The sequence below is a fragment of the Pseudomonas sp. RHF3.3-3 genome, from assembly GCF_048069595.1.
Classification (GTDB): Bacteria; Pseudomonadota; Gammaproteobacteria; order Pseudomonadales; family Pseudomonadaceae; genus Aquipseudomonas; species Aquipseudomonas fuscovaginae_B.
The window spans coordinates 3,581,671-3,607,800 of the sequence record NZ_CP182250.1 but is presented as its reverse complement, the minus strand read 5'-3'; the positions used below and the strand labels follow the sequence as shown (position 1 = coordinate 3,607,800).

General features: G+C 62.3%; 21 protein-coding genes and 1 pseudogene. 14 read left to right on the top strand and 8 right to left on the bottom strand.

From position 1 onward, the window contains the following. Positions 1 to 42 precede the first annotated feature (42 nt). From macA to ACMGT0_RS16275, 5 genes are all read left to right on the top strand, one after another. Positions 43 to 1,200 (top strand): macrolide transporter subunit MacA, encoded by a 1,158-nt coding sequence (gene macA, locus ACMGT0_RS16295; protein WP_054064595.1) that lies wholly within the window; start codon positions 43 to 45, stop codon positions 1,198 to 1,200. 2 nt (positions 1,201 to 1,202) lie between these two features. Continuing rightward, complete coding sequence (locus ACMGT0_RS16290; protein ID WP_054064594.1) at positions 1,203 to 3,164, top strand: MacB family efflux pump subunit; 1,962 nt, start codon at positions 1,203 to 1,205, stop codon at positions 3,162 to 3,164. 205 nt (positions 3,165 to 3,369) lie between these two features. Further along, positions 3,370 to 4,797, top strand: a complete 1,428-nt coding sequence (locus ACMGT0_RS16285; RefSeq protein ID WP_416768982.1) for an efflux transporter outer membrane subunit — start codon at positions 3,370 to 3,372, stop codon at positions 4,795 to 4,797. Beyond that, entirely contained in the window at positions 4,794 to 5,894 is a 1,101-nt protein-coding gene (locus tag ACMGT0_RS16280; RefSeq protein ID WP_054064592.1) for an efflux RND transporter periplasmic adaptor subunit, read from the top strand. Before ACMGT0_RS16285 ends, ACMGT0_RS16280 begins: the two co-directional genes overlap by 4 nt. Further along, complete coding sequence (locus ACMGT0_RS16275) at positions 5,891 to 8,923, top strand: efflux RND transporter permease subunit (RefSeq protein ID WP_416768981.1); 3,033 nt, start codon at positions 5,891 to 5,893, stop codon at positions 8,921 to 8,923. The genes ACMGT0_RS16280 and ACMGT0_RS16275 overlap by 4 nt, the downstream gene beginning before the upstream one ends. 47 nt (positions 8,924 to 8,970) lie before the next feature. Here the strand turns inward: ACMGT0_RS16275 and ACMGT0_RS16270 are convergent, their stop codons facing one another. Together ACMGT0_RS16270 and ACMGT0_RS16265 are read right to left on the bottom strand one after the other, a co-directional pair. Next, positions 8,971 to 9,789, bottom strand: a complete 819-nt coding sequence (locus ACMGT0_RS16270) for a helix-turn-helix domain-containing protein (RefSeq protein ID WP_054061015.1) — start codon at positions 9,787 to 9,789, stop codon at positions 8,971 to 8,973. 73 nt (positions 9,790 to 9,862) lie between these two features. Next, the gene (locus ACMGT0_RS16265) at positions 9,863 to 10,624 is read right to left on the bottom strand and encodes an acyl-homoserine-lactone synthase (RefSeq protein ID WP_160320672.1); all 762 of its coding nucleotides are present in this window, start codon (positions 10,622 to 10,624) and stop codon (positions 9,863 to 9,865) included. A 359-nt stretch (positions 10,625 to 10,983) separates the two neighbouring features. Here ACMGT0_RS16265 and ACMGT0_RS16260 point away from each other — a divergent pair, with 359 nt between their 5' ends. Then, positions 10,984 to 11,583, top strand: a complete 600-nt coding sequence (locus ACMGT0_RS16260; RefSeq protein ID WP_416768980.1) for a LysE family translocator — start codon at positions 10,984 to 10,986, stop codon at positions 11,581 to 11,583. Between the two features lie 105 nt (positions 11,584 to 11,688). On the opposite strand, the gene ACMGT0_RS16255 is transcribed toward ACMGT0_RS16260, so the two are convergent. Next, on the bottom strand, positions 11,689 to 12,420 hold the full coding sequence (locus ACMGT0_RS16255; RefSeq protein WP_081006095.1) for a LuxR family transcriptional regulator: 732 nt from the start codon (positions 12,418 to 12,420) through the stop codon (positions 11,689 to 11,691). 468 nt (positions 12,421 to 12,888) lie between these two features. On the opposite strand from ACMGT0_RS16255, the gene ACMGT0_RS16250 reads away from it, so the two are divergent. Next, a complete protein-coding gene (locus ACMGT0_RS16250) occupies positions 12,889 to 15,015 on the top strand; it encodes an EAL domain-containing protein (RefSeq protein WP_416768979.1) in 2,127 nt (708 codons plus the stop codon). A 157-nt stretch (positions 15,016 to 15,172) separates the two neighbouring features. Here ACMGT0_RS16250 and ACMGT0_RS16245 read toward each other — a convergent pair whose 3' ends face one another. Then, complete coding sequence (locus tag ACMGT0_RS16245; RefSeq protein WP_054061027.1) at positions 15,173 to 16,393, bottom strand: HD-GYP domain-containing protein; 1,221 nt, start codon at positions 16,391 to 16,393, stop codon at positions 15,173 to 15,175. Positions 16,394 to 16,726: 333 nt separating this feature from the next. Between ACMGT0_RS16245 and ACMGT0_RS16240 the strand changes: the two genes are divergently transcribed. Beyond that, the gene (locus ACMGT0_RS16240; RefSeq protein WP_054061028.1) at positions 16,727 to 17,569 is read left to right on the top strand and encodes a Ku protein; all 843 of its coding nucleotides are present in this window, start codon (positions 16,727 to 16,729) and stop codon (positions 17,567 to 17,569) included. 97 nt (positions 17,570 to 17,666) lie between these two features. Here the strand turns inward: ACMGT0_RS16240 and ligD are convergent, their stop codons facing one another. Both ligD and ACMGT0_RS16230 read right to left on the bottom strand, forming a co-directional pair. Further along, positions 17,667 to 20,144 carry a DNA ligase D gene (gene ligD / locus ACMGT0_RS16235; RefSeq protein WP_416768978.1) on the bottom strand — a complete coding sequence of 826 codons (2,478 nt, stop codon included), beginning with the start codon at positions 20,142 to 20,144 and terminating at the stop codon, positions 17,667 to 17,669. Positions 20,145 to 20,238: 94 nt separating this feature from the next. Beyond that, on the bottom strand, positions 20,239 to 21,156 hold the full coding sequence (locus tag ACMGT0_RS16230) for a DUF72 domain-containing protein (protein WP_416768977.1): 918 nt from the start codon (positions 21,154 to 21,156) through the stop codon (positions 20,239 to 20,241). A 327-nt stretch (positions 21,157 to 21,483) separates the two neighbouring features. Here ACMGT0_RS16230 and ACMGT0_RS16225 point away from each other — a divergent pair, with 327 nt between their 5' ends. Together ACMGT0_RS16225 and ACMGT0_RS16220 are read left to right on the top strand one after the other, a co-directional pair. Further along, positions 21,484 to 21,996 carry an acyloxyacyl hydrolase gene (locus ACMGT0_RS16225; RefSeq protein ID WP_054061031.1) on the top strand — a complete coding sequence of 171 codons (513 nt, stop codon included), beginning with the start codon at positions 21,484 to 21,486 and terminating at the stop codon, positions 21,994 to 21,996. Between the two features lie 264 nt (positions 21,997 to 22,260). Then, positions 22,261 to 22,401, top strand: a pseudogene (locus tag ACMGT0_RS16220) (DUF6021 family protein); the annotation flags it as partial. Positions 22,402 to 22,608: 207 nt separating this feature from the next. Here ACMGT0_RS16220 and ACMGT0_RS16215 read toward each other — a convergent pair. After that, the gene (locus ACMGT0_RS16215) at positions 22,609 to 23,109 is read right to left on the bottom strand and encodes a DUF4142 domain-containing protein (protein WP_054060850.1); all 501 of its coding nucleotides are present in this window, start codon (positions 23,107 to 23,109) and stop codon (positions 22,609 to 22,611) included. Between the two features lie 188 nt (positions 23,110 to 23,297). On the opposite strand from ACMGT0_RS16215, the gene ACMGT0_RS16210 reads away from it, so the two are divergent. The 4 genes from ACMGT0_RS16210 (at position 23,298) to ACMGT0_RS16195 (ending at position 24,855) form a co-directional block, all read left to right on the top strand. Beyond that, entirely contained in the window at positions 23,298 to 23,435 is a 138-nt protein-coding gene (locus ACMGT0_RS16210; RefSeq protein WP_192842800.1) for a PSPA7_2676 family Cys-rich small protein, read from the top strand. Positions 23,436 to 23,488: 53 nt separating this feature from the next. Further along, positions 23,489 to 23,953, top strand: coding sequence for a hypothetical protein (locus ACMGT0_RS16205; RefSeq protein WP_054060851.1), 465 nt, complete (start codon positions 23,489 to 23,491; stop codon positions 23,951 to 23,953). Further along, positions 23,950 to 24,126 (top strand): metallothionein, encoded by a 177-nt coding sequence (locus tag ACMGT0_RS16200; RefSeq protein ID WP_081009937.1) that lies wholly within the window; start codon positions 23,950 to 23,952, stop codon positions 24,124 to 24,126. Before ACMGT0_RS16205 ends, ACMGT0_RS16200 begins: the two co-directional genes overlap by 4 nt. Before the next feature lie 165 nt (positions 24,127 to 24,291). Further along, complete coding sequence (locus ACMGT0_RS16195; RefSeq protein ID WP_273822861.1) at positions 24,292 to 24,855, top strand: hypothetical protein; 564 nt, start codon at positions 24,292 to 24,294, stop codon at positions 24,853 to 24,855. 437 nt (positions 24,856 to 25,292) lie between these two features. Here ACMGT0_RS16195 and ACMGT0_RS16190 read toward each other — a convergent pair whose 3' ends face one another. Beyond that, positions 25,293 to 26,072, bottom strand: a complete 780-nt coding sequence (locus tag ACMGT0_RS16190) for a helix-turn-helix transcriptional regulator (RefSeq protein ID WP_054060853.1) — start codon at positions 26,070 to 26,072, stop codon at positions 25,293 to 25,295. Positions 26,073 to 26,130 lie beyond the last annotated feature (58 nt).

The following is a 26,130-nucleotide window of genomic DNA, read 5'->3' as shown; positions in this document are numbered from 1 at the left end:
GCGAGGTCGCCGGGTCAACCTCCAACGCATTCGTGGCTTTCTATGAAAAAGTTGAAGTTTCGCAAAGTGGTAATCGTGACAGTGCTGCTGGTCCTGGCGGCGATTGTGTTCTACAGCGTCCAGGCACCGGCCAAACCGCCGGAGTATCTGACCGCCAGTGTCGAGCGCACGGACATCGAGAACTCCGTCCTGGCCAGCGGGGTGCTGCAGGGCATCAGGCAGGTCGATGTCGGCGCGCAGGTGTCCGGCCAGCTCAAGTCCCTGAAGGTGAAGCTGGGCGACAAGGTCAAGGAGGGCCAGTGGCTGGCGGAAATCGACCCGGTGGTGCTGCAGAACGCCCTGCGCCAGGCGCAGGTCAATGAACAGAACCTGACCGCGCAGAAACAGGCGGCGGCGGCGCAGCTCAAGGATGCCAAGTCCACCTACGAGCGCTACAAGCAATTGCGCGAGGACGATGCGATTTCCAAGCAGGACTTCGAGACCGCGCAATCGAACTTCGAGGTCCGGACCGCCAACCTGCTGTCGTTGGAGGCCCAGATCAGGGATGCGCGGATCCAGGTGGAAACCGCCAGGGTCAACCTGGGCTACACCCGTATCGTCGCGCCCATTAGCGGCGACGTGGTGGGCATCGTCACCCAGGAAGGCCAGACCGTGATCGCCAACCAGCTGGCGCCGGTGATCCTCAAGCTCGCCGACCTGGACACCATGACCATCAAGGCCCAGGTCTCCGAGGCCGACGTGATTCATATCAGCCCGGGTCAGGAGGTGTATTTCACCATTCTGGGGGATGTCGACAAGCGCTACTACGCCAAGCTGAGGGGGACCGAGCCGGCACCGCAGAACTTCCTGGAAACCCAGACCGCCGGTACGCCCAAGCAGAATACCGCGGTGTTCTACAACGCCTTGTTCGATGTGCCGAACCCCGATCACCGCCTGCGCATTTCCATGACCGCCCAGGTGCATATCGTGCGTGACCGGGCCAAGGAGGTACTGACGGTGCCGGTAGCGGCCCTGGGCGAGAAGAACAAGGACGGCACGTTCCCGGTGCGGGTACTCGACGCGCAGGGCCAGGCCCAGGTGCGCAACGTACAGACCGGCATCAACAACAATGTCCGGGTGGAGATCAAGACCGGCCTGGCCGAGGGTGACAAGGTGGTCATTGGCGAGCCGTCCGCGACACCTGCGGTAGCGGGGGCCTGACCATGAGCCGGCCTCTGTTGGAACTCAAGGGGATTACCCGCCGTTTCGTCGCCGGCGAGAAGGACTTCGTCGCGCTCAAGGACATCAACCTGACGATCAATGCCGGTGAACTGGTGGCGATCACCGGCGCCTCGGGCTCCGGCAAGTCGACCCTGATGAACGTGCTCGGCTGCCTGGACCAGGCCAACACCGGCAGCTACAAGGTCGACGGGCGCGAAACCGGCAGCCTGACGGACGATGAGCTGGCGCAACTGCGTCGCGATCACTTCGGTTTCATTTTCCAGCGCTATCACCTGTTGCCGCACCTGGCGGCCAGCCAGAACGTGGAAATGCCGGCGGTCTACGCCGGCACCGGTGAGAGCAGGCGCAACAGCCGTGCCCATGAACTGCTTGAACGCCTGGGACTGGCGGCGCACCTGGAGCACCGCCCCAACCAACTGTCCGGTGGCCAGCAGCAGCGGGTCAGTATCGCCAGGGCCCTGATGAACGGCGGCGAAATCATTCTCGCCGACGAACCCACCGGGGCCCTGGACAGCGCCAGCGGCAAGGAGGTGATGAAGATCCTGCTGGAGCTGCATGCGGCCGGGCACACGGTGATCCTGGTCACCCACGATGACAAGGTCGCTGCCCATGCCGAGCGTATCATCGAGATCCGCGACGGCGAGATCGTCAGTGACCGGCCCAACCCGAATCGTCCGGTGGAGGGCGGGAAAACCGCGCAGCGCCCACCGGCCAAGCCCCGGCAGGGCAACCGCCTGATGGCCGCTCTCGCACTGTTCCAGGAGGCTTTCGTGATGGCCTGGGTGGCGCTGATCTCGCACCGCATGCGCACCTTGCTGACCATGCTCGGGATCATCATCGGCATCACTTCGGTGGTGTCGATCGTGGCGATCGGCGAGGGGGCCAAGGAGTACGTGCTCAAGGATATCCAGGCGATCGGCAGCAACACCATCGAGATCTTCCCCGGCAACGACTTCGGCGACAACAAGGCGGGGTCCATCGAAACCCTGGCGCTTTCCGATGTGGCGGCCCTCAACAGCGAGTACTACATCGACAGTGCCTCGCCGAACATCGGGCGCAGCCTGCTGGTGCGCTACCGCAATATCGATGTGACGGCGACCGTCAGTGGGGTCAGCCCCAGCTACTTCCAGGTGCGTGGCATCAAGATGGGCCTGGGGGTACCGTTCAACCAGGATGACGCAAGGCGCCAGGCCCAGGTGGTGGTGATCGATCACAACACCCGCATCCGCCTGTTCGGCGCCTCGGCGGACCCGCTGGGCCAGGTGATCCTGGTGGATAACCTGCCGTGCACGGTGATCGGCGTGACCGAGGACAGGAAGAGCATTTTCAACACCAGCAAGAGCCTGAACATCTGGATGCCCTTCGAAACCGCTTCCGGTCGCGTACTGGGCCAGCGCTTCCTGGACAGCATCACGGTGCGGGCCAGGGACGGGCAGCCGAGCAAGGTGGTCGAGGACAACATCAACAAGCTGATGGAAAGGCGTCACGGCACCAAGGACTTCTTCACCTACAACCTCGACAGCGTCATGCAGACCGTACAGAAGACCAGCCAGTCGCTGGCCCTGCTGTTGTCCTTGATCGCGGTGATTTCCCTGGCGGTGGGCGGTATCGGCGTGATGAACATCATGCTGGTGTCGGTGACTGAACGAACCCGCGAAATCGGCATCCGCATGGCGGTGGGGGCGCGCCAGTCGGATATCCGCCAGCAGTTCCTGGTGGAGGCGGTGATGGTCTGCCTGCTCGGCGGGATCATCGGCATCAGCCTGTCGTTCGGGATCGGCTATGTGTTCTCGCTGCTGGTCAAGGAATGGAAGATGGTGTTCTCGCTCAGCTCGATCGTCACCGCCTTCATCTGTTCGACGCTGATCGGCATCGTGTTCGGCTTCGTGCCGGCGCGCAATGCCGCCCGGCTCAACCCGATCGAGGCATTGGCACGCGATTGAGCGAACCGCAGGAGCTCGCGCGGCTCCTGCCCGGCGCCCCGGAATGTCCCCATTTCCCATGCCAGACAGGCCACTGTCGCTGGGGTTAAATGCAGGCCACGAAAGGGCGATGTGGCAGGGCGGGCGCGGTTCCCGTGCCCGTCCCCGTATTGACCCGATGTCCTCATTTCCCCTGACACCTGTGCTCGGAGTCTGCGAGAGCGTTATGCCTATCGCCAAACCTGCTGCCCGCTTGCTGCTGCCCGTGCTGTGCGCGGCGCTGCTGGGCGGCTGCACCCTGGGTCCGGACTACCAGCGGCCACAGGTGAAGGTGGCGAGCCGCTGGTATGCGCCGCTGCCCCATGGCGCTTCGGTGGTGGGGCTGGACGACTGGTGGCGGCAGTTCAATGACCCGGCACTGGCGGCGCTGCTGCGCCTGGCCGAGGCCGACAGCCCGTCCCTCGACCAGGCGTTGGCCCGCATCGCCCAGGCCCGTGCGACCCTGGACGGCAGCCTGGCCGATGGCCGGCCGCAACTCAACGGCGGCTTGAGCAAGGCGCGGGCCGGCGTCAGCCAGCGTGCCCTGAACAAGGTCGGCAGCACCTCCGGGGCGACCCTCGATGCGAGCTGGGAACTGGACCTGTTCGGCAAGCTGCGCCGCAGCGACGAAGCTTCGCGCCATCTGCTGCAGGCCCGGGTCGATGACTGGCATGACGCCAGGGTATCCCTGGCGGCTGAGGTCGGTGATGACTTCGTGCAGTACCGCGGCTGTCAGCTGTTGGTCAACGCCTACCGCGACCAGGCGCAATCCCAGGAACAGACCGCGCGCCTGACCCGGCTGTCGCACCAGGCCGGTTTCACCTCCGCCGCCGATGCCGCGCTGGCCGATGCCAGTGCCGCTGCGAGCCTCGCGACCCTGACCAATCAGCAAAGCGCCTGCGATGTGCTGCTCAAGAGCCTGGTGGCCCTGTCCGGCAGCAGTGAGGACAAGGTGCGTGAAGTGCTCGGCGATCTGCCGCCGCGCCTGCCGGAGCCGGCCTTGCTGGATGTGCGGGAAGTGCCCGCCAACCTGGTTCGCCAGCGTCCGGACCTGGCCGCCAGCGAACGCGAACTGGCGGCCGCCAATGCGCAGATCGGAGCCGCCCAGGCCGACCGACTGCCCAGTCTCGGCCTGGTCGGCTCCTTGGCCGTGGGCACCACCACCGGCCAATACAGCCGAACCTGGAGCCTGGGGCCGCAGCTCAGTGTCCCGCTGTTCGATGGCGGCAAGCGGCGGGCGGCCGTGGACTCGGCCCGGGCCGGCTATGACTCGGCCCTGGCAACCTATCGGCAGACCCTGCGCACGGCCGTGCTGGAGGTCGAACAATCGCTGGTGCGCCTGGACGCCGCGCGCCGCTCGGAGGCCGATGCCCGGCGCGCCACGCAAGGTTACGAGGCGTATTTCCAGGCCGTCGATCGCAACTGGCAGGCCGGCAACGCCAGCCTGCTCGACCGTGAGCTGGCACGACGCTCGGCGTTGTCGGCGCAGATCGAACTGATCACCCTGCAACAGAACCAGGTGCGCTACTGGATCGCCCTGTACAAGGCCCTCGGCGGCGGCTGGCAGGACCGCGACGGGCTGGCGGGCGAAGTGCCGAAGCGGGGTGGGGCATGAGGCTGACGGCAGGCCATGGCCTGCTGGCACTGGCTGGGCTCGCGCTCTCGGGATGGCTGCTCTTCGGTCGCGCCGCGCCGGCACCGGCGGCCACGCCCGTGGTGGCTACCAGCCTGAGCGTCGAGGCGGTGCAGCCGCGCCGTGAAGACTGGCCACAGGTGCTGGTGGCCAGCGGAGCCCTCGCGCCCTGGCAGGAGGTGCTGATCAGCGCCGAGACCGGCAGTTTGCGCATCGCCAGCCTGAACGCCGATATCGGCGACCGGGTGCGCAAGGGGCAGGTCCTGGCCACCCTGGCCGATGCCAGTGTGCAGGCCGACGAAAACAAACAGAAGGCCGCGGTGGCCCAGGCGGCCGCACAGTTGCAGGAGGCGCGCTCCAACGAGCGACGCGCGGCGGTGGTCGGGCAGAGCGGCGCCTTGTCGGAGCAGCAACTGGAGGAGTACCGGGTCAAGGTACAGACCGCCGAGGCCAACCTGGCGTCGGCGAACGCCGATCTGCGCAGCACCCGCATCCGGCTCGCGCAGACCCGTATCGTCGCGGTGGACGATGGCATCATCTCCGGGCGCAAGGCTTTGCTCGGCGATGTGGTGGCCGCCGGCAGCGAATTGTTCCGGATGATCCGCGCCGGTCGCGTCGAATGGCAGGCCGAACTCGATGCGCGGCAGTTGCCGCAGGTACGCGCCGGACAATCCGCCGAGCTGGAACTGCCGGATGGCACGCAGGTGCGGGGGCGGGTGCGCCTGGTTGCGCCGGTGCTGGACAGCAAGACCAGCCGCGCGCTGGTCTATGTCTCCTTGCCCGGCGACTCATCGGCACGGGCCGGCATGTATGCCAGCGGCCGCATCGAGCTGGCCGACCGCGCGGCGCTGACCGTTCCGGATACCGCCGTGGTCCTGCGCGATGGCCGCTCCTATGTGTTCGTGCTGGGCGAGGACATGCATGTCACCCAGCAGGGGGTGGAAGTCGGGCGCCGGCGCGGGCGGGCCGTGGAAATCGTCGCCGGGCTGACCGAGCAGGCGCGGATCGTGCGCAGCGGAGGCGCCTTCCTCAGCGACGGGGCCAGCGTGACCCTGGTCCACAAGGCGGACGAGCGATGAACATCTCCGCACTGTCGATCCGCTACCCGGTACCGGCGGTCATGCTGTTCGTGCTGCTGACCCTGTTCGGCGTGTTTGGCCTGGATCGGCTCGGCATCCAGGACTTTCCGGACACCGACCTGCCCACGGTGGTCATCAGTGCATCGCTGGAAGGGGCGGCGCCCGAACAACTGGAAACCGAGGTGGCGCGCAAGCTCGAAGACAAGCTGACGTCGCTGCGTCTGCTGCAACATGTGACGACCTCGATTACCGAAGGCAGCGTCAGCATCAACGTCACCTTTGCCATCGACAAGGACGGCAACGAAGCCCTCAACGAAGTGCGCAACGCAGTGGACAGCGCCAGGGCCGAATTGCCGGCGAGCCTCGACACGCCGTCGGTGTCGCGCCTGACCACCAATACCTCGGCGCTGCTGACCTACGTGGTCGATGCCCCGCGGATGAACGAGCAAGCCTTGTCCTGGTTCATCGACAATGAATTGAGCAAGCACCTGCTGGCCGTGCGGGGCGTCGCCAAGGTCGTCCGGGTCGGCGGGGTGGATCGGGAGATCCAGGTCGACCTCGATCCGGCCATGATGGCAGGGTTGGGGCTTGGCGTGACGGACGTGGCCGCTCGCCTGCGGGCGATGCAGAAAGACAACTCCGGCGGCCAGGGCGATCTGGGCAGCGGCCAGCAGGCCCTGCGCATCCTGGCGGCGATCGACGACCCGGCGCAGCTCGGCACCGTTCGCCTGCCCACCGGCGATGGACGCATGGTGGCTCTGCAGCAACTGGGCTCGGTCCGCGATACCCATGCCGAGCGCAGCACCCGGGCCTTTCGTGACGGCAAGCCGGTCATCGGCTTCCAGGTGATGCGTTCCCTGGGTTTCTCCGATATCGGGGTGACGGCGGATGTGCGTCGCGCGATCGACGAATTCGACGTCCAGCATGCGGATATCCGCATCCAAGAGGCGAGCAACAGCGTCGCGCCGGTGCTGGAGAACTATCGCGGCTCCATGACCCTGCTGTACGAGGGCATGCTGCTGGCCGTCCTGGTGGTCGGCTGGTTCCTGCGTGACTGGCGGGCCACCCTCGTCGTGGCGACCGCGCTGCCGTTGTCGATCATTCCCACCTTTGGCGTGATGTATTTTGCCGGTTTCACCCTCAATACCATTTCCCTGCTGGCCCTGGCGCTGGTGATCGGCATCCTGGTGGATGATGCCATCGTCGAAGTGGAGAACATCGCCCGGCACCTGCGCCTGGGCAAAAGCCCGCGCCAGGCGGCGATCGAGGCCTCCGACGAAATCGGCCTGGCGGTGGTGGCGACCACCGTGACCCTGGTGGCGGTGTTTCTGCCCACGGCGTTCATGGGCGGGATATCCGGCAAGCTGTTCCGCCAGTTCGGCGTGACCGCCAGCGCGGCGCTGCTGTTTTCCCTGCTGGTGGCGCGCATGCTGACGCCGATGATGGCGGCCCATGTGCTCAGGGCCAGGTCCCATGTAGAGCAGGATGGCGGCTTGATGATCCGTTACCTGGGCTGGATCCGCACCAGCCTGAGCCGACGCCGGACCACCATGGCCCTGGTCGGCCTGCTGCTGCTCGGCTCCCTGGCGCTGATCCCACTGTTGCCCACCAGTTTTCTGCCGGCCCAGGACAATGCGCGCAGCACCATCAGCCTGGAACTCGTGCCCGGCAGCAGCCTGGAGCAGACCGCCGCCATGGTCTTGCAGGCCGATGCCCGCCTGCGCACGATTCCCGAGGTGGCGCATGTTTTCGCCGCGGTGGGCAGCGGCGATATCTCCGGCGGCGGCAATCGCAAGGCGAGCCTGACGGTCGACCTGCTGCCACGCGACGAGCGCGCCCTCAAGCAGTCCGCGGTCGAGGCGAAGATGCGCGAGGCGCTGCGCAGCCTGCCCGGGGTGCGGGTCAATGTCGGCGGCGACCGCAGCGGGGAACGCCTGGACATCGTCCTGGCCAGTGACGATGGCGACCTGCTCGAACGCACCGCCAGTGCTCTCGAACCCCAGTTGCGCCAACTCAGGGGGATCGGCAACGTGACATCGAGTACCGCGGTGCAAAGGCCGGAGATCCAGATGCGCCCCGACTACGTGCGCGCAGCCGAGCTGGGTATCAGCAGCCAGGACATTGCCGACACCTTGCGCATGGCAACCTATGGCGAATATTCATCGTCCCTGGGCAAGGTCAACCTGTCCCAGCGTCAGGTCGACGTGCGGGTTCGCATGCAACCGCAGGTGCGCACCGACCTGGAGCGCATCGCCCAGTTGCGGGTCAGGGGCCACGACGGCCAGGTTGCGCTGGCATCCCTGGGCGAGATCGGCATGGGCAGCGGGCCGGCGCAGATCGACCGGCTGGACCGCCTGCGCAACATCACCCTGTCCATCGAACTCAATGGCCGCAATGTCGGCGAAGTGATGGATGAAGCCCGGCAACTGCCGGGCCTGCAGCACCTGCCCGGGCAAGTGAAGCTGGTGGAGCAGGGCGAGCTGCAACTGATGAGCGAACTGTTCGGCAATTTCAGCCTGGCCATGGCCGTCGGCGTGTTCTGCATCTACTCGGTGTTGGTGCTGCTGTTTCATGACTTCATGCAGCCTTTCACCATTCTTTCGGCCTTGCCTCTGTCGCTGGGCGGCGCCTTGTTGGCCCTGCTGCTGGGTGGCATGAGTTTTTCCATGGCGTCGGTCATTGGGCTGTTGATGCTGATGGGGATCGTGACCAAGAACTCGATCCTGCTGGTGGAGTACGCAATCATGGCCCGCCGGGACCAGGCCATGCGTCGCCACGACGCCTTGATCGATGCCTGTCACAAACGCGCCCGGCCGATTCTGATGACCACCATCGCCATGGGCGCGGGAATGTTGCCGACGGCATTGGGCTGGGGCGGGGAATCGGGCTTTCGCCAGCCGATGGCCGTGGTGGTGATTGGTGGCCTGCTGGCTTCGACGGTCCTGAGCCTGCTGGTGGTGCCGGTGATTTTCACCTATGTCGACGACGGGCTCGAAGGGATCAAGCGGCTTGTGCGTGTACCCCGATAGGCGGAATGGACCGCCATCGAGGTGCTTTCAATAACCGGGAAATGGATTCAGAGGGCATTTTGCAGCGTGTTGGAACTCTCCGGGGCAGCCTTGGCGTCGGCCGAATGCATCCAGCGGATCAGCGAACGGCGACCGCCGATGCCCATCTTGATGGAGGCGCGCTTGAGGTAGCTTTCCACGGTATTGACCCGCAGCGCCAACTGCTCGGCCAATTCCGGAGCGGTGCGCCCGGCGAGCAGGCCGACGCAGACTTCGGTTTCCCGGGAGGACAGGTTCACGCCGAACATTTCCAGGCGTTCGAGGAAGCGCTGGCGCAAGGCATCCAGACCGCTGCCATCCAGCTCCTCGGTCGCCGAAAGGTCTTGGGGGTGGCTCGGTGTCGGCAACAGGGCCTCGACATGTTCGCCGATTATCGGCAGCAGGACGCAGGAAAACTCCTGGAGGAACGCACATTCCTGCGGGGAAAAACCTGGCGATGGCGCGGGGCGGTAGAGGGACAGGGCGTAGCAACGACTCCGGGTACGACAGATCAGGTGCAGGTGGTTGGGGCGGGTGTGCATGGTGGAGGCGTGTTGGCAGCAGGTCAGTTCGGTTTGCGGCCACGCCCCGACAGCGTCATCGACGGGCGGCGCGGGCCATTTGACCGCAGCGGCGTTCATCAGGGTATCGGTGCAGATCGGGCTGATGCCCACGCCGCCGATGCTCGAACTGGTCGGATCGGCGGTATCGAGGCGCAGTTCGGTGATGTGCGTGGCATCGACCGGCAGTTGTGCCGTGATCAGGTCATGCAGCATGCGCGGAAAATGACGATTGCCAGTACTGGCAATCACCTTGCCGACAGAGGGGAAAAGCCATTGCAGATTCATCAGGTCTCCATTTTGCTGTTGGGCACAACCGCAGGGCGCCGCCCAAGGTTCCATGAGATTTTTCGGGTACGTATCAGTGGGTCGAGGTCATCAGTTGGCTGGGGCTGGGTGAACGCAGTGCGCCGTCGTCGAAAGTCCGCAGTGCGGCCATGGGTGGCGGTCTTTCGGTCAGGCGTTGCACATGATTGATCCTGAGTATTCGGTGGTAGATGGCTGGCGTGCATTCCAGCGTGCCGTAGATGACTTTTTCGCCTTTGCTGCCTTGCACGACATTGCGTCGGGCGACCGTCCAGCCGGAGCGTTTTAGAACTTTCTCCATCAGGGCGTCGACAATGACTTCATAAGTACCGATTTCTTGAGTGGAGGCGAACTGCAACATGGCCAGGAACAGCGCGACGGTGCGCAGGTCAACTTTGGCTTCGGTAAAGCCGCTGTCCGAAGTGTCGCTGTTCAACAAGGCAAAGCGACTGGCTTCCCAGCAGTCGATCAGGTTTGGCCTGGAGCGATCATCGCTCAGGACGAAGTTCAATGCACCACAGATCAGGGTCGGTTTATAGGAGGGGCGAAGTCTGACACAACCGGTCACTTGAACGCCTTTGTGGGTATAGAGGTAGAGGGCATCGTCATCGTCGTATTCGTCGAATTCATATTCACTGCCGCAGTAGCTTGCAATATGCCACTTGCGTCGATCGATAAAGGCGGCCTTACGAATACTGAGTATTTGCTCTAATACATGGGAGGGGAGTTCAGAGTAGCTGGCGACAGCGACATGCACCTTGGAAAAAATATAAGAGGTCCAGGAAAACAGGTACGAGTGAGGGGCATAACCAATCATAAATGCGTCGCGAGGAGGAGATAGATGCATATTGTTATTGATCCCGGGTAAGCGCGGCAACTGTACTTAAGTGCAGCTGCCGGCTGAAGGAGAACTGCTGTCTAATTACCATCGTCCGAATACCGAGCTCGCCGCTCATTATCAGGCTCGCACCGATCGCATGGCGGAATTTACGATTCTGTGACAGCGATCACGAATTGCTCGTGACTCGAAGTGCCGAGGGTGATTATTCATCAAATTGAAACAAAGGCAAGGTGCACCCGCCTTTAATCGGCGAGGCAGGGAAGAACGACTTTTCCAGACTGCGGAACAAGTCGAGCGGAAAATAAATCCATTGCGGAATTTTTAGGGGGCGTGTCATGTACTACGTTGTAATTGCGATGTTGACAGTATTGCTGGTACCAGGTCCGACGAACTCGCTGCTGCTGCAGTCGGGGGTCATTCGTGGTCTGGGGACTTATTCACTGAAGTTGGTTCTCGCCGAATGGACGGCCTACCTGATCCAGATCACCGCGTGGGGAGTCTTCATCGATGCGCTGACGCAGGATCACGCATGGGTGGTGGTGCTGACCAAGAGCCTGGCGGTGATGTTCCTGTTCTACATTTCCTTTAAGTTGTGGTTTTCGGCGCAGGTCGATGCCTCCGGAAAGCCTTCTGCCATCTCGGTTTCGGCTATGTTCGTGGCGACCCTGACCAACCCGAAAGGGCTGTTTTTCGCCTCATTCGTGGCCCCGCCAGGCACCTTCCTGCATCTGCAAAGCTACCTGGAATTCATGGCCGTCTTTTCCCTGGTGATTCTGCCCGTGGCTCTTGTCTGGGTGAGTCTGGGGGCGTTTTGCGAACGCAATTTCTCAGCGCTCCTATCGGGCAACAGGGTCAATAAATTCGTTTCATTGGTCATCGGGCTGTTTGCCAGCATGGCCTTTTACAACTTGGCCTCGAAAGTCATCCTGGCCTGAAAGATTCCTGGCGCAATGCTGGAAAAGATCAAGACGATAACCGGGTCGGCCTCGGCGGTGAGAGACCCGCGGGGAAGGAAAGAGGGGCTGACTCGGGACTATCGGTTAGAAAATATTGTAGCGAATGGCCTTGACCATGGCCTGTCTGATATTGGTGCAACCCAGTTTCTCGGTAATTTTCTTGGCGTAGAATTTCACCGTGCGTTCAGTGATATTCATGATCAGGCCAATCTCCTGATAGTTCTTGCCAAGGGCCAGCCAGTGTAGAAACTCGATTTCCCTGGGGCTCAGTGACAGCAACTCTTCCTGGTTCTCTTCAATTGGCCGATGCTGATGGATGATGGTACTGATTGCCTGGATCAGGAACAGATTCGAGTGAATGATGCGTTCAAAGTCAGGGTCGCCTTCGACACAGGGCAAGTGCAATGAACCGAAAGCACTGCCGGGCTCATGAGTGGGAATGCTGAAGCCCTGGTCGATACCATAACGGGCGGATTGCTCGAAGACTTTGTTGGGAGTACGGGCACGGTCGTGTATCGTCGCCCAGAAAAAAGGGGATGAGGTGATGGCGGCATTGGCCATGACCGGATCGGACTTGTAGAGTGCCTGTTTGCGATAGGTGTCGACCCATTCTTGCGGATAGTTTCCATGAATGGAAATTTCGCCGTTTTCGATTAAGTGCGAGTCGGCGTAGACATAGGCGAATCGTGTTATTTCCAGCTTTTGAAGTGCCCAGCTCAAGACTTCGACATAGGTTTTTTCGCTGGCCCCAGGCATGTTGTTTTCAACTTCTCTAGCCAGATCAAACGTATGTTTGATTGTGCGGAGTTTGGGCATGAGAAACGGGCTCCGGTCAGCTCAATGTGCGCCGATTTATGCATCCGTAGTGGGGGGTGACATCTGTTTTATAACATCGACGAAAAACCATTTCAACATGTGTCAAAGTGAAATCATCCAGGGTAAAAAACCGACTGAATCACTCATGTTTGACGTCATTCCCTTGCCTTGACCGGCCAGGGTGGTCAGGTCCTTCGCGACGATTCAGTCCGTACCGGAGGAACTGTGTGACCGCCCAGTCACGAACAAGTTCCTCGGCAGGGCGTCCCGGTTCATTCGCGAAGAACGGAACACGGCAGTTGGCTCCCTCCAAGGGATGACAGCGTCCTGGCCCAGGCTGAATCTTGCCAGCACACGGACGTTACGTTTGTATCGCTTCAGTTCTTTGGGCGGCATAATGCCACTGCCTTGGGCACACGGATGTGCCCGCTGTTTACCATCCCCCCGCGCTATCCGAGGTTCGCCAGTATGCAGTTCATTGACGATTCCGATGCCATGTACCGCCTGCTCATCCAGAGCGTGGTGGACTATGCCATCTACATGCTAACTCCCGAGGGCATCGTCGCGAACTGGAATCCCGGCGCCGAGCGCGCCAAGGGGTACACCGCCGGGGAAATCGTCGGCAAGAACTTCTCGCTGTTCTACAGCGAGGAGGAGCGTGAGCGCGACCAGCCGGCGCAGAACCTGGAGATTGCCCGGCGGACCGGCCGCTTCGAGGACCAGGGCTGGCGCCTGAAGAAGGATGGCAGCACCTTCTGGGCCCACGTGGTGATCGACGCGATTCATGATGACCACGGGCAACTGATCGGCTTCGCCAAGATCACCCGGGACATCACCGAGAAGCGCGACAACGAGCTGCAACTGATGGAAGCCAAGGTGCTGGCCGAGCAGTACAGCGCCGAGATGGCCTCGCTGTCGCGCTTCCTCGACTCGGTCATTTCCAATATTCCCGCCAGCGTCATCGTCAAGGACGTGCAGACCAACCGGGTGCTGCTGGCCAACGACCAGGCCGAGGCGCTGTTCGTGCCGAACGGCGGCAGCATGGTCGGCAAGCTCATGGCCGACTGCCTGCCGGCGGAGTCGGCCGCCTACATCGAACAGCAGATGAGCCAGGACCTGCGCATCGGCCAGGTCAGGACCGTCGAGACCCTGGTCAATACCAATCGCGGCCCCAGAACCCTCAGAAGCCGCACCGTGCTCAACCAGGACCCCGGCAATGCCTCCGAGTACGTGCTGTTCGTCGCCGAGGACGTCAGCGTCGAACTGGCCGCGAACGCCAAGATCCACCACATGGCCCACCATGACGCGCTCACCGGCCTGCCAAACCGCGTGCTGTTCCACGAGCGGCTGAGAAACGCGCTGCAGCAAGCCAAGGGCACGGGCAGGATCACTGCCACGCTGTGCCTGGACCTGGACGACTTCAAGAACGTCAACGACGCCCTCGGCCACGGTTTCGGCGACAAGCTGCTGCGGGTACTCAGCGCGCGCCTGCGGGCCGAACTGCGTGACAACGACACGCTGGCGCGGCTGGGCGGCGACGAATTCGCGGTGATCCTGCCGGATCTGGAGACGGCCGAGGTCGCCGAGATGACCGCGCAACGGCTGATCCAGGCGATTCGCCCGGCGTTCCTGATCGACGGCCACAGCTGCTCGGTCGGCATGAGTATCGGTATCGCCCTGTCGCCGCAAGACCACCATCATCCCGAGCAACTGATGGGCTACGCGGACATGGCGCTGTACGAGGCCAAGCGCAACGGCCGCAGTCGCTTCGAACGCTTCAGGCCGCAGCTGGACGAAGCGGCACGCTATCGTCGCACCATGGAAACCGACCTGCGCACGGCGCTGCACTTCGGTCATCTGCAACTGCACTACCAGCCGATCGTCACCCGGTGCGGCAAGGAGATCTCCGGCTACGAGGCACTGCTGCGCTGGCGGCACCCGACCAAGGGGATGATCATGCCGAGCGACTTCATTTCCATGGCGGAAGAGACCGGCCTGATCCACGAGGTCGGCAACCGGGCCCTGAACCTGGCCTGTCAGGAGGCGGCCAGTTGGGGCACGGAGCAGACCGTTTCGGTGAACCTGTCGCCGATCCAGTTCAAGAACCCTGGCCTGGTGGATTCGGTGGCGCTGGCCCTGGCGGACGCCGGCCTGGCACCGTCACGCCTGGAGCTGGAGATCACCGAATCGGTGCTGCTGGACAACAGCGAAGAGAACGTGAACATGCTCCGGGCCCTGAAGGCCCTGGGCGTGGCCATCTCCCTCGATGACTTCGGCACCGGCTACTCGTCACTCGGTTATCTGCGCTCGTTCCCGTTCGACCGGATCAAGATCGACATGTCGTTTGTGCGCGAGATGGCCCATAGCAAGGAAGCGCTGGCGATCATCAGGGCCATTACCGGCATGAGCAACAGCCTGCTGATCAAGACCACCGCGGAAGGGGTGGAGACTGCCCAGCAGGTGGAGCAACTGATCATCGAAGGTTGCTCGCACTTCCAGGGCTACTTCTTCGGACGGCCGATGCCGGCGGACGAGCGGCTGGGGAGCCTGTCCCCGGAGGCGGACGAACGCTTGTCACCAGCGGCCTCCCTGTAGGAGCGGGCTTGCCCGCGAAAGAGTCCTGAAGTCTTGCCGGCTGGCGGTGGTGCACGGCCCCGCGCTCAGCCTGCCGGGCTGTCTGCGTATCGTCTATGCGCTGGATGACGACTCGCTGCACACGCGCCCATGCGTAAGCTCCATCTGGCTCATTCACTCAGAGTGCGCCTTTCCACAACTCGTCAAGATGGCGAAAACCCCAGGCCTCGGGCGACTCCCGGCCCACGATCCTGTCCGCACCGCAGACCTTGGCAAGGTCGACGATTCGGGGCAGGATCGGCGTACGGCCCTTGGTCATGAAGAACACCTTGACCTTGGGCGTGAGCAAAGAGCGTTCATGCTGCTCCGTCACCACCCCCAGCGCGCCGCTTTCGAGCCGTACCAGGGAGCCGACCGGGTAGATACCGACCGTGCGAACGAAGGCCTTGAAAACGTTCTCGTCGAAATGTCCCTGCCATTCCGCCATCTTGTGAATCGATTCGGCAGGGCCCCAGCCTTTCTTGTAGGGGCGATCGGAGGTGATGGCATCGTAGACGTCACACACCGCGCCCATCCGGGCGAACAGGCTGAGTTGCTCGCCCTTGAGGTTGGACGGATAGCCTGAACCGTCGATCTTCTCATGATGGTGGAGGCAGACATCCACGGCCAGCGCACTGACGTGATGGCAGAGCACCAGAATCTCACCGCCGGCCTGTGGATGTCGACGGATCAATTCGAACTCGGCGTTGTCGAGCTTGCCGGGCTTGTTGAGAATCGCATCGGGTACCGAGGCCTTGCCGATGTCGTGCAATAGGCCGGCAATGCCCGCTTCGTGCACCAACGCCTCGGACAGTCCGAGTTGGCGGGCCAGGGCGATCATCAATGCGCACACCGCCACGGAGTGCAGGTAGGTGTACTCATCGGCCGTTTTCAGCCGGGCCAGGCTGATCAGGGCATTGGGGTGTCGATGAATGGAGTGGGCGATATCGTCCACCACTGTATCGACGTCATCGAGATCGATCACCGCCCCCATCCGTGCATGGCTGAACATCTCCACCACAGCCGCCTTTGACCGTTCGCAAATCCGCCGGGCCGAGGCCAGTTCATCCTCCATGCTCGAACGGATCACCACGGTTTTCTCGGCGATGTCCTCAAGGCGTTCATCAGCCTGTTGTGCCGCCTCCTCGGGTGAGAGGCTGAGCGCACCAGGGGGTATATCGAGTCCCTTGTCGGTATCGATCCAGACCTGAGAAACCGAAGAGTTCAGAATCTGCTTGAGATCCTGCTCACTACTGAGCAGAAATCGCCCCCTCAAGAAAGGATGGTCCATCCAGGAGCCGCACAGTTCCTTGATGTACATGCCAACACAAAGATCAGTGGTTTTTATACGTTTCAACATGGCAGACAGCCTGTATCCAGGTAAGCACTCAAGTCCTGCGATTGAAAGCAACTCTCATTCGATGGCCAGTATTACGCCATCTCAGTCCATTGTTTGGGCCAATGCCTGTTTATAGTCAAGATAGACGTTGGCTGCGCAGGTCAGGAACGCCTGCTCCCACAGAGGCCTGAGTTACGATCCTGGGCACGCTCGCCTTGCTGGCCTTCAATGAAATAAACCTTTTGCCATGTGGTGTAGTCAATTGGAATAAGGGCCCCGTTTTCAGTGGGCCAAGGCGTTGGCTGTGAAACTGCAAGCAGCCCGCCCACCCCGATTCATCCCTAGGAGGCAACCATGGCCCGAGCCCTCTGGAAAGGTGCGATCAGCTTCGGTCTCGTGCATATCCCGGTATCCCTGAACACTGCCGTGCATGCCCAGGGCGTGGATTTCGACTGGCTCGACAAGCGCAGCATGGACCCGGTGGGCTATAAGCGGGTGAACAAGGTGACCGGCAAGGAGATCGAAAAGGACAACATCGTCAAGGGCGTGGAGTACGAAAAGGGCCGCTATGTGGTGATCAGCGAAGAAGAGATCCGCCAGGCCCGACCCGCCGCAACCCAGACCATCGATATCTTCTCTTTCGTCGAGGCCAGCGAGATCCCCTTGCAACACTTCGATACGCCGTACTACCTCAGCCCGGACCAGCGCGGCGGCAAGGTCTATGCCTTATTGCGCGAAACCCTTCACAGCACTGGCAAGGTCGCCCTGGCCACGGTGGTGCTGCACACCCGCCAGCACCTGGCGCTGTTGCGGCCACTGGACGCGGCGCTGGTGCTGATCACCCTGCGTTGGCCCGATGAAGTGCGCGGGCTGGACACGTTGGAGCTGGACAGCAGTGTGACCGCCAGCAAGCTGGACAAACGTGAACGGGAGATGGCCAAGCGGCTGGTGGAAGAGATGAGCGGGCCCTGGACGCCTGACGATTACCATGATGCGTTTCGCCAGACCATTCTCGACCTGGTTCAGGAGAAAGCCAGCAAGGGCAGGATCGAGACCGTGGACAAGGGCGAGGAGGGCGGCGAGAAGGGGGCGGATATTATCGACCTGACCGAACTGCTCAAGCGCAGCCTGGCGGGGGGCGGTGGCGCCAGGACGAAGAAGAAGCCGGCGGCGAAACGACCCCGCCAGGCATCCTGAGGGTGAAGGCGCAGGCCCGCCGACCTGTTCGCGAATAAATGCGGCCCCCCGCTTTATCCGCGAACGCGCCTGTTGCCGCGAGCCGGCCGGCAGCCCCTCAGCCGATCCCCAGTTGCCGGCGCATACGCACAGTGATCGACTGGCGCACCTTGGCCATCTCCGCCCACGGGTCATCCACCTCGGCCAGGCGCTCATGCAGGTTGCCGATGTTCCACTGGTTGGCCCCCTTGAGCTGCGTCAGCTCCTCACGCCAGATCGGCACCGACACCGGCAATCCTTCGCGGGCGCGCAGCGAATAGGCGGCGACGGTGGTCGCCCCTCTGCCGTTGCGCAGATAGTCGATGAAGATCCGCCCGATCCGGTTCTTCGGCCCTGACACGGCACTGAGCCGATCCGGAAACAGCCCTGCCAGGTGCTCGACGATGGCGTGGCAGAAGTCTTTCACCTCATCCCATCCCGCTCGCCGGGTCAACGGCACCACCAGGTGCATGCCCTTGCCGCCACTGGTCTTGAGAAACACCTTCAGGCCCAGCTCGTCGAGCAGTGTCAGGGTCAACCGAGTGGCTTCGAGCATGGCCTTCCACGGCAGCGCCGGGTCGGGGTCGAGGTCGAGGACGAAGCGGTCCGGCTGGTCGAAGTCCTTGTCGGTAGCGTTCCAGGTGTGCAGTTCGAGCATGTTCATCTGCACCGCAGCCAGCAGACTGTCGGCGCGATCGAACACCATCGCCGCCTGTCCGGCCTGTTCCTTGCCATAGCTGACCACGCCGGGAAGGTGCAACTGCCCGGCATGTTTCTGGAAGAACATCTCGCCGCCCAGGCCATCCGGTGCGCGCACCAGCGCCACCGGCCGATCCTTGAGCTGTGGCAGCAGCCAGCCGGCGACCTGGGCGTAGTATTCGGCGATCTGCCGCTTGGTGGTGCCGGTGGTCGCGTCGATCACCCGGTCGGGGTGGGTCAGACGCAGGCTGCCCGTTTCTGCGGGCGGCGCCTGCACAGCCTTTTTGCCGGGCTGGGCCAGTTCCCGGTCGACGCCGCTGGCCGGTTTGTCATCGCGCAGGCCGTGAAAGACCGAATGACGCACCACGCCGTCCCGGGTCATCTGCGCATAGGCAACTTCCGCCAGCAACTGCGGCTTGAGCCAGTGCACATCGCAGGCTTCGGCGCCGGTCGGTGGATTGGCCAGCGCCGGCTTGCCGGTTTCCAGCGGCTTGAGACGCCCATGAATGCTCGCCAGCGTCACGGCGCTGAAACCGGTACCTACCTTGCCGGCGTAGCGCAGTTCGCCACTGTCGGGGTCGTGCAGGGCCAGCAGCAGGGCCCCGAAGGAGGTGCGGCGGCCCTTGGGCTCGGTATAACCCACGACCACGAACTCCTGGCGCCGCTTACACTTGAGCTTGATCCAGTCACTGCTGCGACGGCCCCGGTAAGGACTGTCGGCGCGTTTGCCAATCAGGCCTTCCAGTTCCAGGCGACAGGCGCTGTCGAGCAGCGCCTCGATCGGCTGATCGAAATCGGCGGAAAACTTCAGTCGTTCGGAGCCGTTGTGTTCGAGCAATTGCGCCAGGGTACCGCGCCGATCCTGTATCGGTAGCGGGCGCAGGTCCTTGCCGCCGAGGAAGGGCAGATCGAACAGGTAGTAGGTGATGCGCTCGTCACGCTCGGTGTCGAAAGCATTCTGCAACGCCTGGAAATCGGCAACGCCGTGACGGTCCAGGACGACCATCTCGCCATCGAGCCACGCCGAATCCAGGCCCAGTGCCTTGAGCGCCTTGACCTGGCGCGGCATTTTCGCGCTCCAGTCGTGGCCGTTGCGGGTGAACAGGCGAACGTCATCCCCGTCGATACGGGCCAGGATGCGGTAGCCGTCGAACTTGACCTCGTAGCGCCAGTCCCCGCTGGGTGGCGAGTCGACCAGGGTGGCAAGCTGCGGTTGCAGCGCCGCCGGCAGGCTGGCCGCCTGGGGCCGCGGCTTCGGTTTGGCTTCATGTTGGCGAGCAGGCGAGGCCGCCTGGCGTGGCACCAGGGTTCGATCGCTGAGCACGCTGTCGGGGAGAGCGGCGACGATGCTGTAATCCGCTTCGCTGCGGGCCTGGCCGTCGTGGGACTTGACCAGCATCCATTGCTCCTTCTTGCCCGCCAGGTGAGTGCGGAACAGGTTCCAGGTGCCCGACAGCTTCTCGCCTTGCAGGCGAAAACGCAGCTTGCCCTTGGCATAGGCTTCCCGAGGATCGCCCTCGGGCTCCCAGATGCCGCGGTCCCAGACGATCACGTCACCGGCGCCGTAATGCCCCTCGGGGATGTTGCCCTCGAAATCCGCATAGTCCAGCGGGTGGTCTTCGACATGAACCGCCAGGCGACGAACCTTGGGGTCGAGCGAGGGGCCCTTGGGTATCGCCCAGCTTTTCAGGGTGCCGTCCAGCTCGAGGCGAAAGTCATAATGCAGATGGCTGGCGTCATGCTTCTGAATGCAGTACTGCAGCGCGTGCGCCGTATCGGGGCGCCGACGCTTGCCGGCGGGCTCGGGCGTGGCATTGAAGTCGCGTTTGCGCTGATATTCCTCAAGAGGCTTGGCCATGACGGGCTCCGTAACGATTCACGAGGTCTCTCTGGTTGGGATGCGAGGGCCAATCCGGGAGTTCAAAAAAGCTCGTGGCTGCCGCCGAGCCTGTCTATAGCTGCACTTGCGGCTCCACGCCGGGCTCGGTGACCAGTTCGTCGTCCAGGCCGAGATCGGCCAGCAGGCGGCGGGCGTCGTACGGAGCGTGCACCTTCTGGTCGTTGTCGAAGTAGCAGTACACGTCACGCGAAGCCCGCCGGGCCGGTGCCCGCTGAACGATCAGCTCGGCATCCCGCGGCTGGCCACCCTCGCTCCAGGCCTGGATCCGCGAGCGCCAACGGTGCAGCGCCTTGGCGGTGTAGCCGCTGCTGTAGAGTTCGACGTCGCCGTGCAGGCGCAGGTAGACGAAATCGGCGGTGACATCCTCGACATACGGCCATTTACCGGCACTGTCGGAGACCACCAGCGCCACCTCGTGCTTGCGCAACAGGTCGACGAACGTCTCGCAGAGAAAACTCGGATGCCGGATTTCCACGGCATGGCGCAAGCGCGCGTTGCCGCGATTGGTGGTGCCGCCGTTGCCCTGCAGGCGCTCGGCGGCATGCCCGGCGCAAGCCCGGGCGGCCTGGCGGTCCTTGGGCAGTTTTTCCAGAAAATCGCTGAAGCGCTGCTCATCGAACGTCATCGACGGCGGAAACTGCCAGAGAAACGGCCCCAGCTTGTCCCCCAGCATCAGCGGGCCTGAAGCGAAGAAATTGGCCAGCGGCTCGTCGATCTCGCGAAGCCTGCGCACATGGGTGATATAGCGCGGCGCCTTGACCGAAAACACAAAGCCATCCGGCGTGCTGTCGCGCCACTGCACATAGCGTTCAGGCGTCTGCAGGGCATAGAACGAACCATTGATCTCGATGGTGTTGACCGCCCGCGAAGCGAAGGCCAACTCATCATCCTGGCGCAGCCCCTTCGGATAGAAATCCTTGCGCCACGGGCTGTAGCGCCAACCGGAAATACCAATGCGGATTTCGCTCATGAGTGCATCCATTCATTCGAGTCAATACATACTCATAGCGACCCTTGGGAATCCTGGAGGGTTCAGGGCGATGGACAAACGGCCTGGGTGATTGATGGCTGTTCTACCTACTGTCGTCGAGTGGTGAATCGGGATTCCCATCGGCCTCGATCTGACAGCTTCGGCCTTCTTCGCCTTATATCATCGCAGTGGATACACACTTTAAACTTCGCGCCGTCGTTAGTTATTACCCATGACGGCGATGATTGCTGCCTTCAGGTATCTTGCCAAATACCGGGCAAGATGTAGGAAGTTGAATAGAGCCACTGATGATATTAAGGAATTGCTGTGAGAAAGTTACTGATCCCCGCCTTGTTTGCAGGCTGTTTCGGAACCGGGGCACAGGCGGCGGAAATTTCCGCGGCCATCGGCGCTACAGGCCAGGGAGCCCCGGCCCTTCGCGCGGGCCTGGGCTTTGGCTGGGATCAGCAGTGGTTCAATACTTCCACAGGGCATCTGACCGGCTATTGGGATATGGGCTACACCTATTGGGGGGCCGGAGATCAGGCGGGAACGCGTCACACTCTTTCTTTCGCCCCGGTATTCGTCTACGAGTTCGGCAACTCGGGCGTAGTACCCTTTGTGGAGATCGGTGTAGGTGTCTCCACTTTCTCGGGCTCGAGAGTCGGCGACAAGAAACTGGGAAGTGCCTTCAACTTTGAAGACCGACTGGGCGCCGGTATCAAGTTGACGAACAATCAGCGCCTGGGTGTTCGCGTCATTCATTATTCCAACGCGAGTATCAAGAAGCCAAACCAGGGCATAGAGTCGTACTCGTTGTTCTATAGCCACGATATCTGACGGGCCTGGCGAGAGCGAATTCGGGCAAATGATTCTGAACACCCCGGCGACGGCAGCGGTCTACCCCTTCGTGTTCAACGTGGGCGGTAAGCTATCGGCGACTGTCAAGCGGGCGCCCGCATACCGCAAAGGCTAGGAGGCGACATGGAAAAAGACACGCAAGCACAGGCGAAAACCCAGGGTGAGCAAGAGCGGGATAACGATGCTCACCGGCCCGACGGCTCGTCCGGAACCGGGCACGACTCCACCGCACAGAAAACAGCCCGGGACCAGGGCCCGCATTCATCCGAACAGGCGAGTGTGAAGAACGACCTCGGCTTCGATCCGGACTCCCCAGACCTGGAGGACCCGCAAGTGGATCCCCAAGGGCCGGCAAAACCGCCCAGGGACGAGCGCCAGCACTAGGCTGTGTACGAAATTGTTTGAAACGCAGGTTAGGCAAGGCAAAAACCGGCGAGGAAGCGCAGTTGACTGGTTGTCAATGAGCATTCCGAGCCGGTTTTTAACGCCGCATAACCAAGTTTCAAGCGATTTCGTACATAGCCTAGATAAGACCGGGGCCGGGGGCCATCCGGGAGCCCCTGGACCCGGCTCATCAACTACGGATGTCCGTCACTTGCCATGGCTGGCATGCAACGCCTTGACCTGCTCCAGGTGATGCTCGAGCGTCGGCAGGGTCTCGCTGGCGAACGCCTTCAGCTCGGCCTTGTCCGAGGAAGCCGCTTCCTTCTTGAACAGCTCCACGGCTTTTTCGTGAGCCTTGAGCTGGTTCTCGACATAGGACTTGTCGAAGGATTCGTCACGCCATTCCAGGATCATCTTCTTGACCTTGTCGGTCAGCGCCGCCTCGTCGGGCACCTCGATGTCCAGCTTGTGGGCGATCTCGGAGAGTTTCTGGTTGGCCTGGGTGTGATCGCTGACCATCTTTGCGGCGAACTGCTTGATGTCGGCGCTGTGGCTCTTCTCCTGGGCCAGCTTGCCGAGCACCACTTCGGAGATGCCCGATTCGGTGGCGGCATCGACGAAATCGTTGGAGGTCGCGGCCTGCACCTGCAGCGATGCCATGCCCAGTGCCAGCGCCAGGCCCGCGTATTTGAAGAATGGATTGCTCATCTTTCACTCCTTGCTCGTTGGTGCGACTTCAGTGTCGCGTTAGGTGCGACCCGGGGCCTGGGAAAAAGGTTTAGTTTTTTTGCGGGCGCGGGCGACCAATGACACGGGACGCAATTAAATAAAACCTTCACGGCAGCGACAGGTCAGTCTTTGTAAGGGCCTTCTTTCCAGGGCCAGGGAGGTGCCAGATGAAACTCGTCTGCCTGTTGTATGGATGCCAGTGGCGCAGCCTGCTGATCAGTGACGTCGCCGGGCACAAATGCGAATGCTGCGAGCGCTGCGGGGCCGTGCGCCACCGCCATGCCGACCAACCCATCCACCTGTAGAACCCGGCTTGCCGGCGAACCGCCGCAGGCGGCCATCCAAACGGAGAACCCTCATGCCTAAGCCAAACACCCAAAAGCCTCCACTCGATATCGACACCACCGAAGACCGCATGGGCAGCGTCCATGAACTGGACTTCAGCGAACGCCGCGACGAACGCCAGGGCCGCATCGGCGACGAACGCCCGGCGCGGGAAGTGGAAGAGGAGTATCCGGCCAGGCGCGTGGCCGAGAGCGGCATGACCGGCGGCGAGGCGCTGAGCGACAGCCCCCATGAAGACAACGTCACCCTCGATGACCTCAGCCCCGAGACGCTGTTCGACGAAACCGGCGCCCGCGGCCCGGACGAACCGGGTACCGGCGGCACTCCGGCGGACCAGAGCCTGCGCCGGGTCAGGGCCGCTGAGATCGGCGGCGGCATTGGCCTGGACGAGGCCGAACTGGCGCGCTCGGCACCGCTCGACGGCGAGCCGTGGACCGATGACGTCGTCCCCTCCAACAACGGGAGAACCTCCAAATGAACCCACAGCGCTGTGCCTGCAATCATTGTTCCTGCACCGTAGGGGCCAACGCCGTCATACGCGATGGCAAGGCCTATTGCTGCCAAGCCTGTGCATCGGGCCACCCCCAGCACCAGCCTTGCTGCAAGGGTGAGTGCAAATGTGGCGAGGCAAGTCATTCGACTTCACCTTGAGTTCCGTGGCCGGGCCTGGCTCGTGGCTGTAATGGCAGTTCCCCGCCAGGCTGAGTGTCCCTTTGGTCTTCCCACAGCCTGCTGTTGCGGGAGACGGTTCTTGACCCGCCAACCCTTTCCATCCCCAATAGGCTTCTCGTCGCGCAACCAGGGAACAGGACGCACATGGGGCTGCAGATTTCCGACACCGCCACCTTCATCACCTACCTGAATGCCGTGATAGCCGTGGCGGCGCTTTGCCTGAGCATCAGTAATCGAAGGACTCAACTGGCGACCTATCGCCTGACCCGCTCCAGCCACTGGAGCAGCACCAACGACCTGCACGTCATCAGCGCCGAGCAACTGGACGATTCCGTCCTGGTCAAGCTGGTGTTCTTCAATCCCGGTGCGATCGCCGCCTTGATCCAAAGCCTGGCCGTCTACGAAATTCCGCCGTCGGTCTGGTGGTGGCCACGCCGTTTGGACGGGCTACGGCGCAAGCGCATCGAATTCGCCCAATGGTGGCCAACGTGCGATGAAAACGAGAAGACACCGCGCCTGTTTGCAGACCGTTATCAGCAACTGCTGGTAAAGGAGAGCCGCGTCATCCTGGTGAGATTCCCCGGCAGGATCAATCGCCTTGTCCATGCCTTTGAGCTGAAGACCAATCATGGCCCGATCACTACCTGGTATGCCCTGGACTTCATCGAGAAGGGGTTTGCGTTTCAATCCTATCGGCGTTTCAAGTGAGGTCGGTCGGGTTTCATGCTATTCAGAAGGCATGGCGTTCAGCGTCGACACCGCCTTGATGTCTGCGGCGCAAGCGGTTGCGATGATCACACGCAGCGTGCTTCGGTACTGATCGGTAGCCGCATTGGCTACGGCTACCGATTGCGGTCCTCAGGCACCCGTTGGAGCGCAGGAGCCTTCGAGCAATGCATCCACGACCGTGCGAGACAAGATGATGGAATGAACCACCCCCAACAACAGGTCCCGTTCGAAACCATCCAGTTGCGGGCGGGTACTCTTGGACAATCCGTCAGTGGGAAGAGATTCTCAACGACATGCCTTGAGCACGGACGTCATCGCCCAGCTGTATGCAGAAACAATTGCAGGCTCATTCGCTGTTTGATCAAGAGCTCGACAGGAGTACATTTGTACTCCTTGCCGAATTTCCGGCTCCGACCTCACGGATTCTGCAACTCCTCAAACCCCAACTCCCGAATAAAAACCGAAAACAGCTCCGGCTGCGAGGAAATATCCAGCTTCGCGTACAAATGCCGCCGATGCGCCTTGATGGTCTCCGGTGAAATTCCCAGCCGCTGGGCCATGGCCTTCGACGAATACCCGCGCAGAATCAGCCGGGCGATTTCCAGTTCCCGCTCGGACAACACCCCCTGACCAAACTTCGCCAACGCATCGCCCACCGGCGGCTGTACCGGCACGGAGATGCCGATACGCGTCCAATTCTGATGGAGCAGGGCCAGCACCCAGCCACTGACCAGGCTCAACTTCCCCAACTCCGCCGAATCAAACGCCCGGCGCATGCCGAGCGACAGCGACAGCACTCCGTCCGGCAGTTGCAACAGGAACTGCACTTCATCCACCAGCACATGGTCCTGGAAGTAGTTCAGGTAGTAGTCCGTTTGCCAGAAGTGGTCAGGCGCGACTTCCTCGAGGTGATAGAAACCACTGGCCAAACCTTCGCGAGCGGCCTGGTAGAACGGGTCCAGCAGGTACAACCCATCGAGATACAGCTCACCCGCCGCCGGTGCCGGCGCCGCATCGTATTCCTCGAGCACATGGGGCGCGCCCTGGGCGGGGAAGTGAATCGCCAGGGCGTTGTCGAATGGCACCCAATGGCGCAGTACCAGGATCAGCTGTCGCCAGAAGCGCGGGCTGCCGATCTGTTCGATCGCGCGCGCCAGCGCGGTATGGCTGGCGACTTCCTTGAAGAGAATGTCCACGGCTGAGTCCTTGAAACGGGTAGGGCATTGGCGCCCGATTTAGCGCGCCTGTCAACGG

What these genes read in the sequence shown, in the direction of transcription:
- macA (WP_054064595.1), top strand. Translation starts at nt 43, where the DNA reads ATGAAAAAGTTGAAGTTTCGCAAAGTGGTAATCGTGACAGTGCTGCTG.
- ACMGT0_RS16290 (WP_054064594.1), top strand. Translation starts at nt 1,203, where the DNA reads ATGAGCCGGCCTCTGTTGGAACTCAAGGGGATTACCCGCCGTTTCGTC.
- ACMGT0_RS16285 (WP_416768982.1), top strand. Translation starts at nt 3,370, where the DNA reads ATGCCTATCGCCAAACCTGCTGCCCGCTTGCTGCTGCCCGTGCTGTGC.
- ACMGT0_RS16280 (WP_054064592.1), top strand. Translation starts at nt 4,794, where the DNA reads ATGAGGCTGACGGCAGGCCATGGCCTGCTGGCACTGGCTGGGCTCGCG.
- ACMGT0_RS16275 (WP_416768981.1), top strand. Translation starts at nt 5,891, where the DNA reads ATGAACATCTCCGCACTGTCGATCCGCTACCCGGTACCGGCGGTCATG.
- ACMGT0_RS16270 (WP_054061015.1), bottom strand. Translation starts at nt 9,789, where the DNA reads ATGAATCTGCAATGGCTTTTCCCCTCTGTCGGCAAGGTGATTGCCAGT.
- ACMGT0_RS16265 (WP_160320672.1), bottom strand. Translation starts at nt 10,624, where the DNA reads ATGATTGGTTATGCCCCTCACTCGTACCTGTTTTCCTGGACCTCTTAT.
- ACMGT0_RS16260 (WP_416768980.1), top strand. Translation starts at nt 10,984, where the DNA reads ATGTACTACGTTGTAATTGCGATGTTGACAGTATTGCTGGTACCAGGT.
- ACMGT0_RS16255 (WP_081006095.1), bottom strand. Translation starts at nt 12,420, where the DNA reads ATGCCCAAACTCCGCACAATCAAACATACGTTTGATCTGGCTAGAGAA.
- ACMGT0_RS16250 (WP_416768979.1), top strand. Translation starts at nt 12,889, where the DNA reads ATGCAGTTCATTGACGATTCCGATGCCATGTACCGCCTGCTCATCCAG.
- ACMGT0_RS16245 (WP_054061027.1), bottom strand. Translation starts at nt 16,393, where the DNA reads ATGTTGAAACGTATAAAAACCACTGATCTTTGTGTTGGCATGTACATC.
- ACMGT0_RS16240 (WP_054061028.1), top strand. Translation starts at nt 16,727, where the DNA reads ATGGCCCGAGCCCTCTGGAAAGGTGCGATCAGCTTCGGTCTCGTGCAT.
- ligD (WP_416768978.1), bottom strand. Translation starts at nt 20,144, where the DNA reads ATGGCCAAGCCTCTTGAGGAATATCAGCGCAAACGCGACTTCAATGCC.
- ACMGT0_RS16230 (WP_416768977.1), bottom strand. Translation starts at nt 21,156, where the DNA reads ATGAGCGAAATCCGCATTGGTATTTCCGGTTGGCGCTACAGCCCGTGG.
- ACMGT0_RS16215 (WP_054060850.1), bottom strand. Translation starts at nt 23,109, where the DNA reads ATGAGCAATCCATTCTTCAAATACGCGGGCCTGGCGCTGGCACTGGGC.
- ACMGT0_RS16210 (WP_192842800.1), top strand. Translation starts at nt 23,298, where the DNA reads ATGAAACTCGTCTGCCTGTTGTATGGATGCCAGTGGCGCAGCCTGCTG.
- ACMGT0_RS16205 (WP_054060851.1), top strand. Translation starts at nt 23,489, where the DNA reads ATGCCTAAGCCAAACACCCAAAAGCCTCCACTCGATATCGACACCACC.
- ACMGT0_RS16200 (WP_081009937.1), top strand. Translation starts at nt 23,950, where the DNA reads ATGAACCCACAGCGCTGTGCCTGCAATCATTGTTCCTGCACCGTAGGG.
- ACMGT0_RS16195 (WP_273822861.1), top strand. Translation starts at nt 24,292, where the DNA reads ATGGGGCTGCAGATTTCCGACACCGCCACCTTCATCACCTACCTGAAT.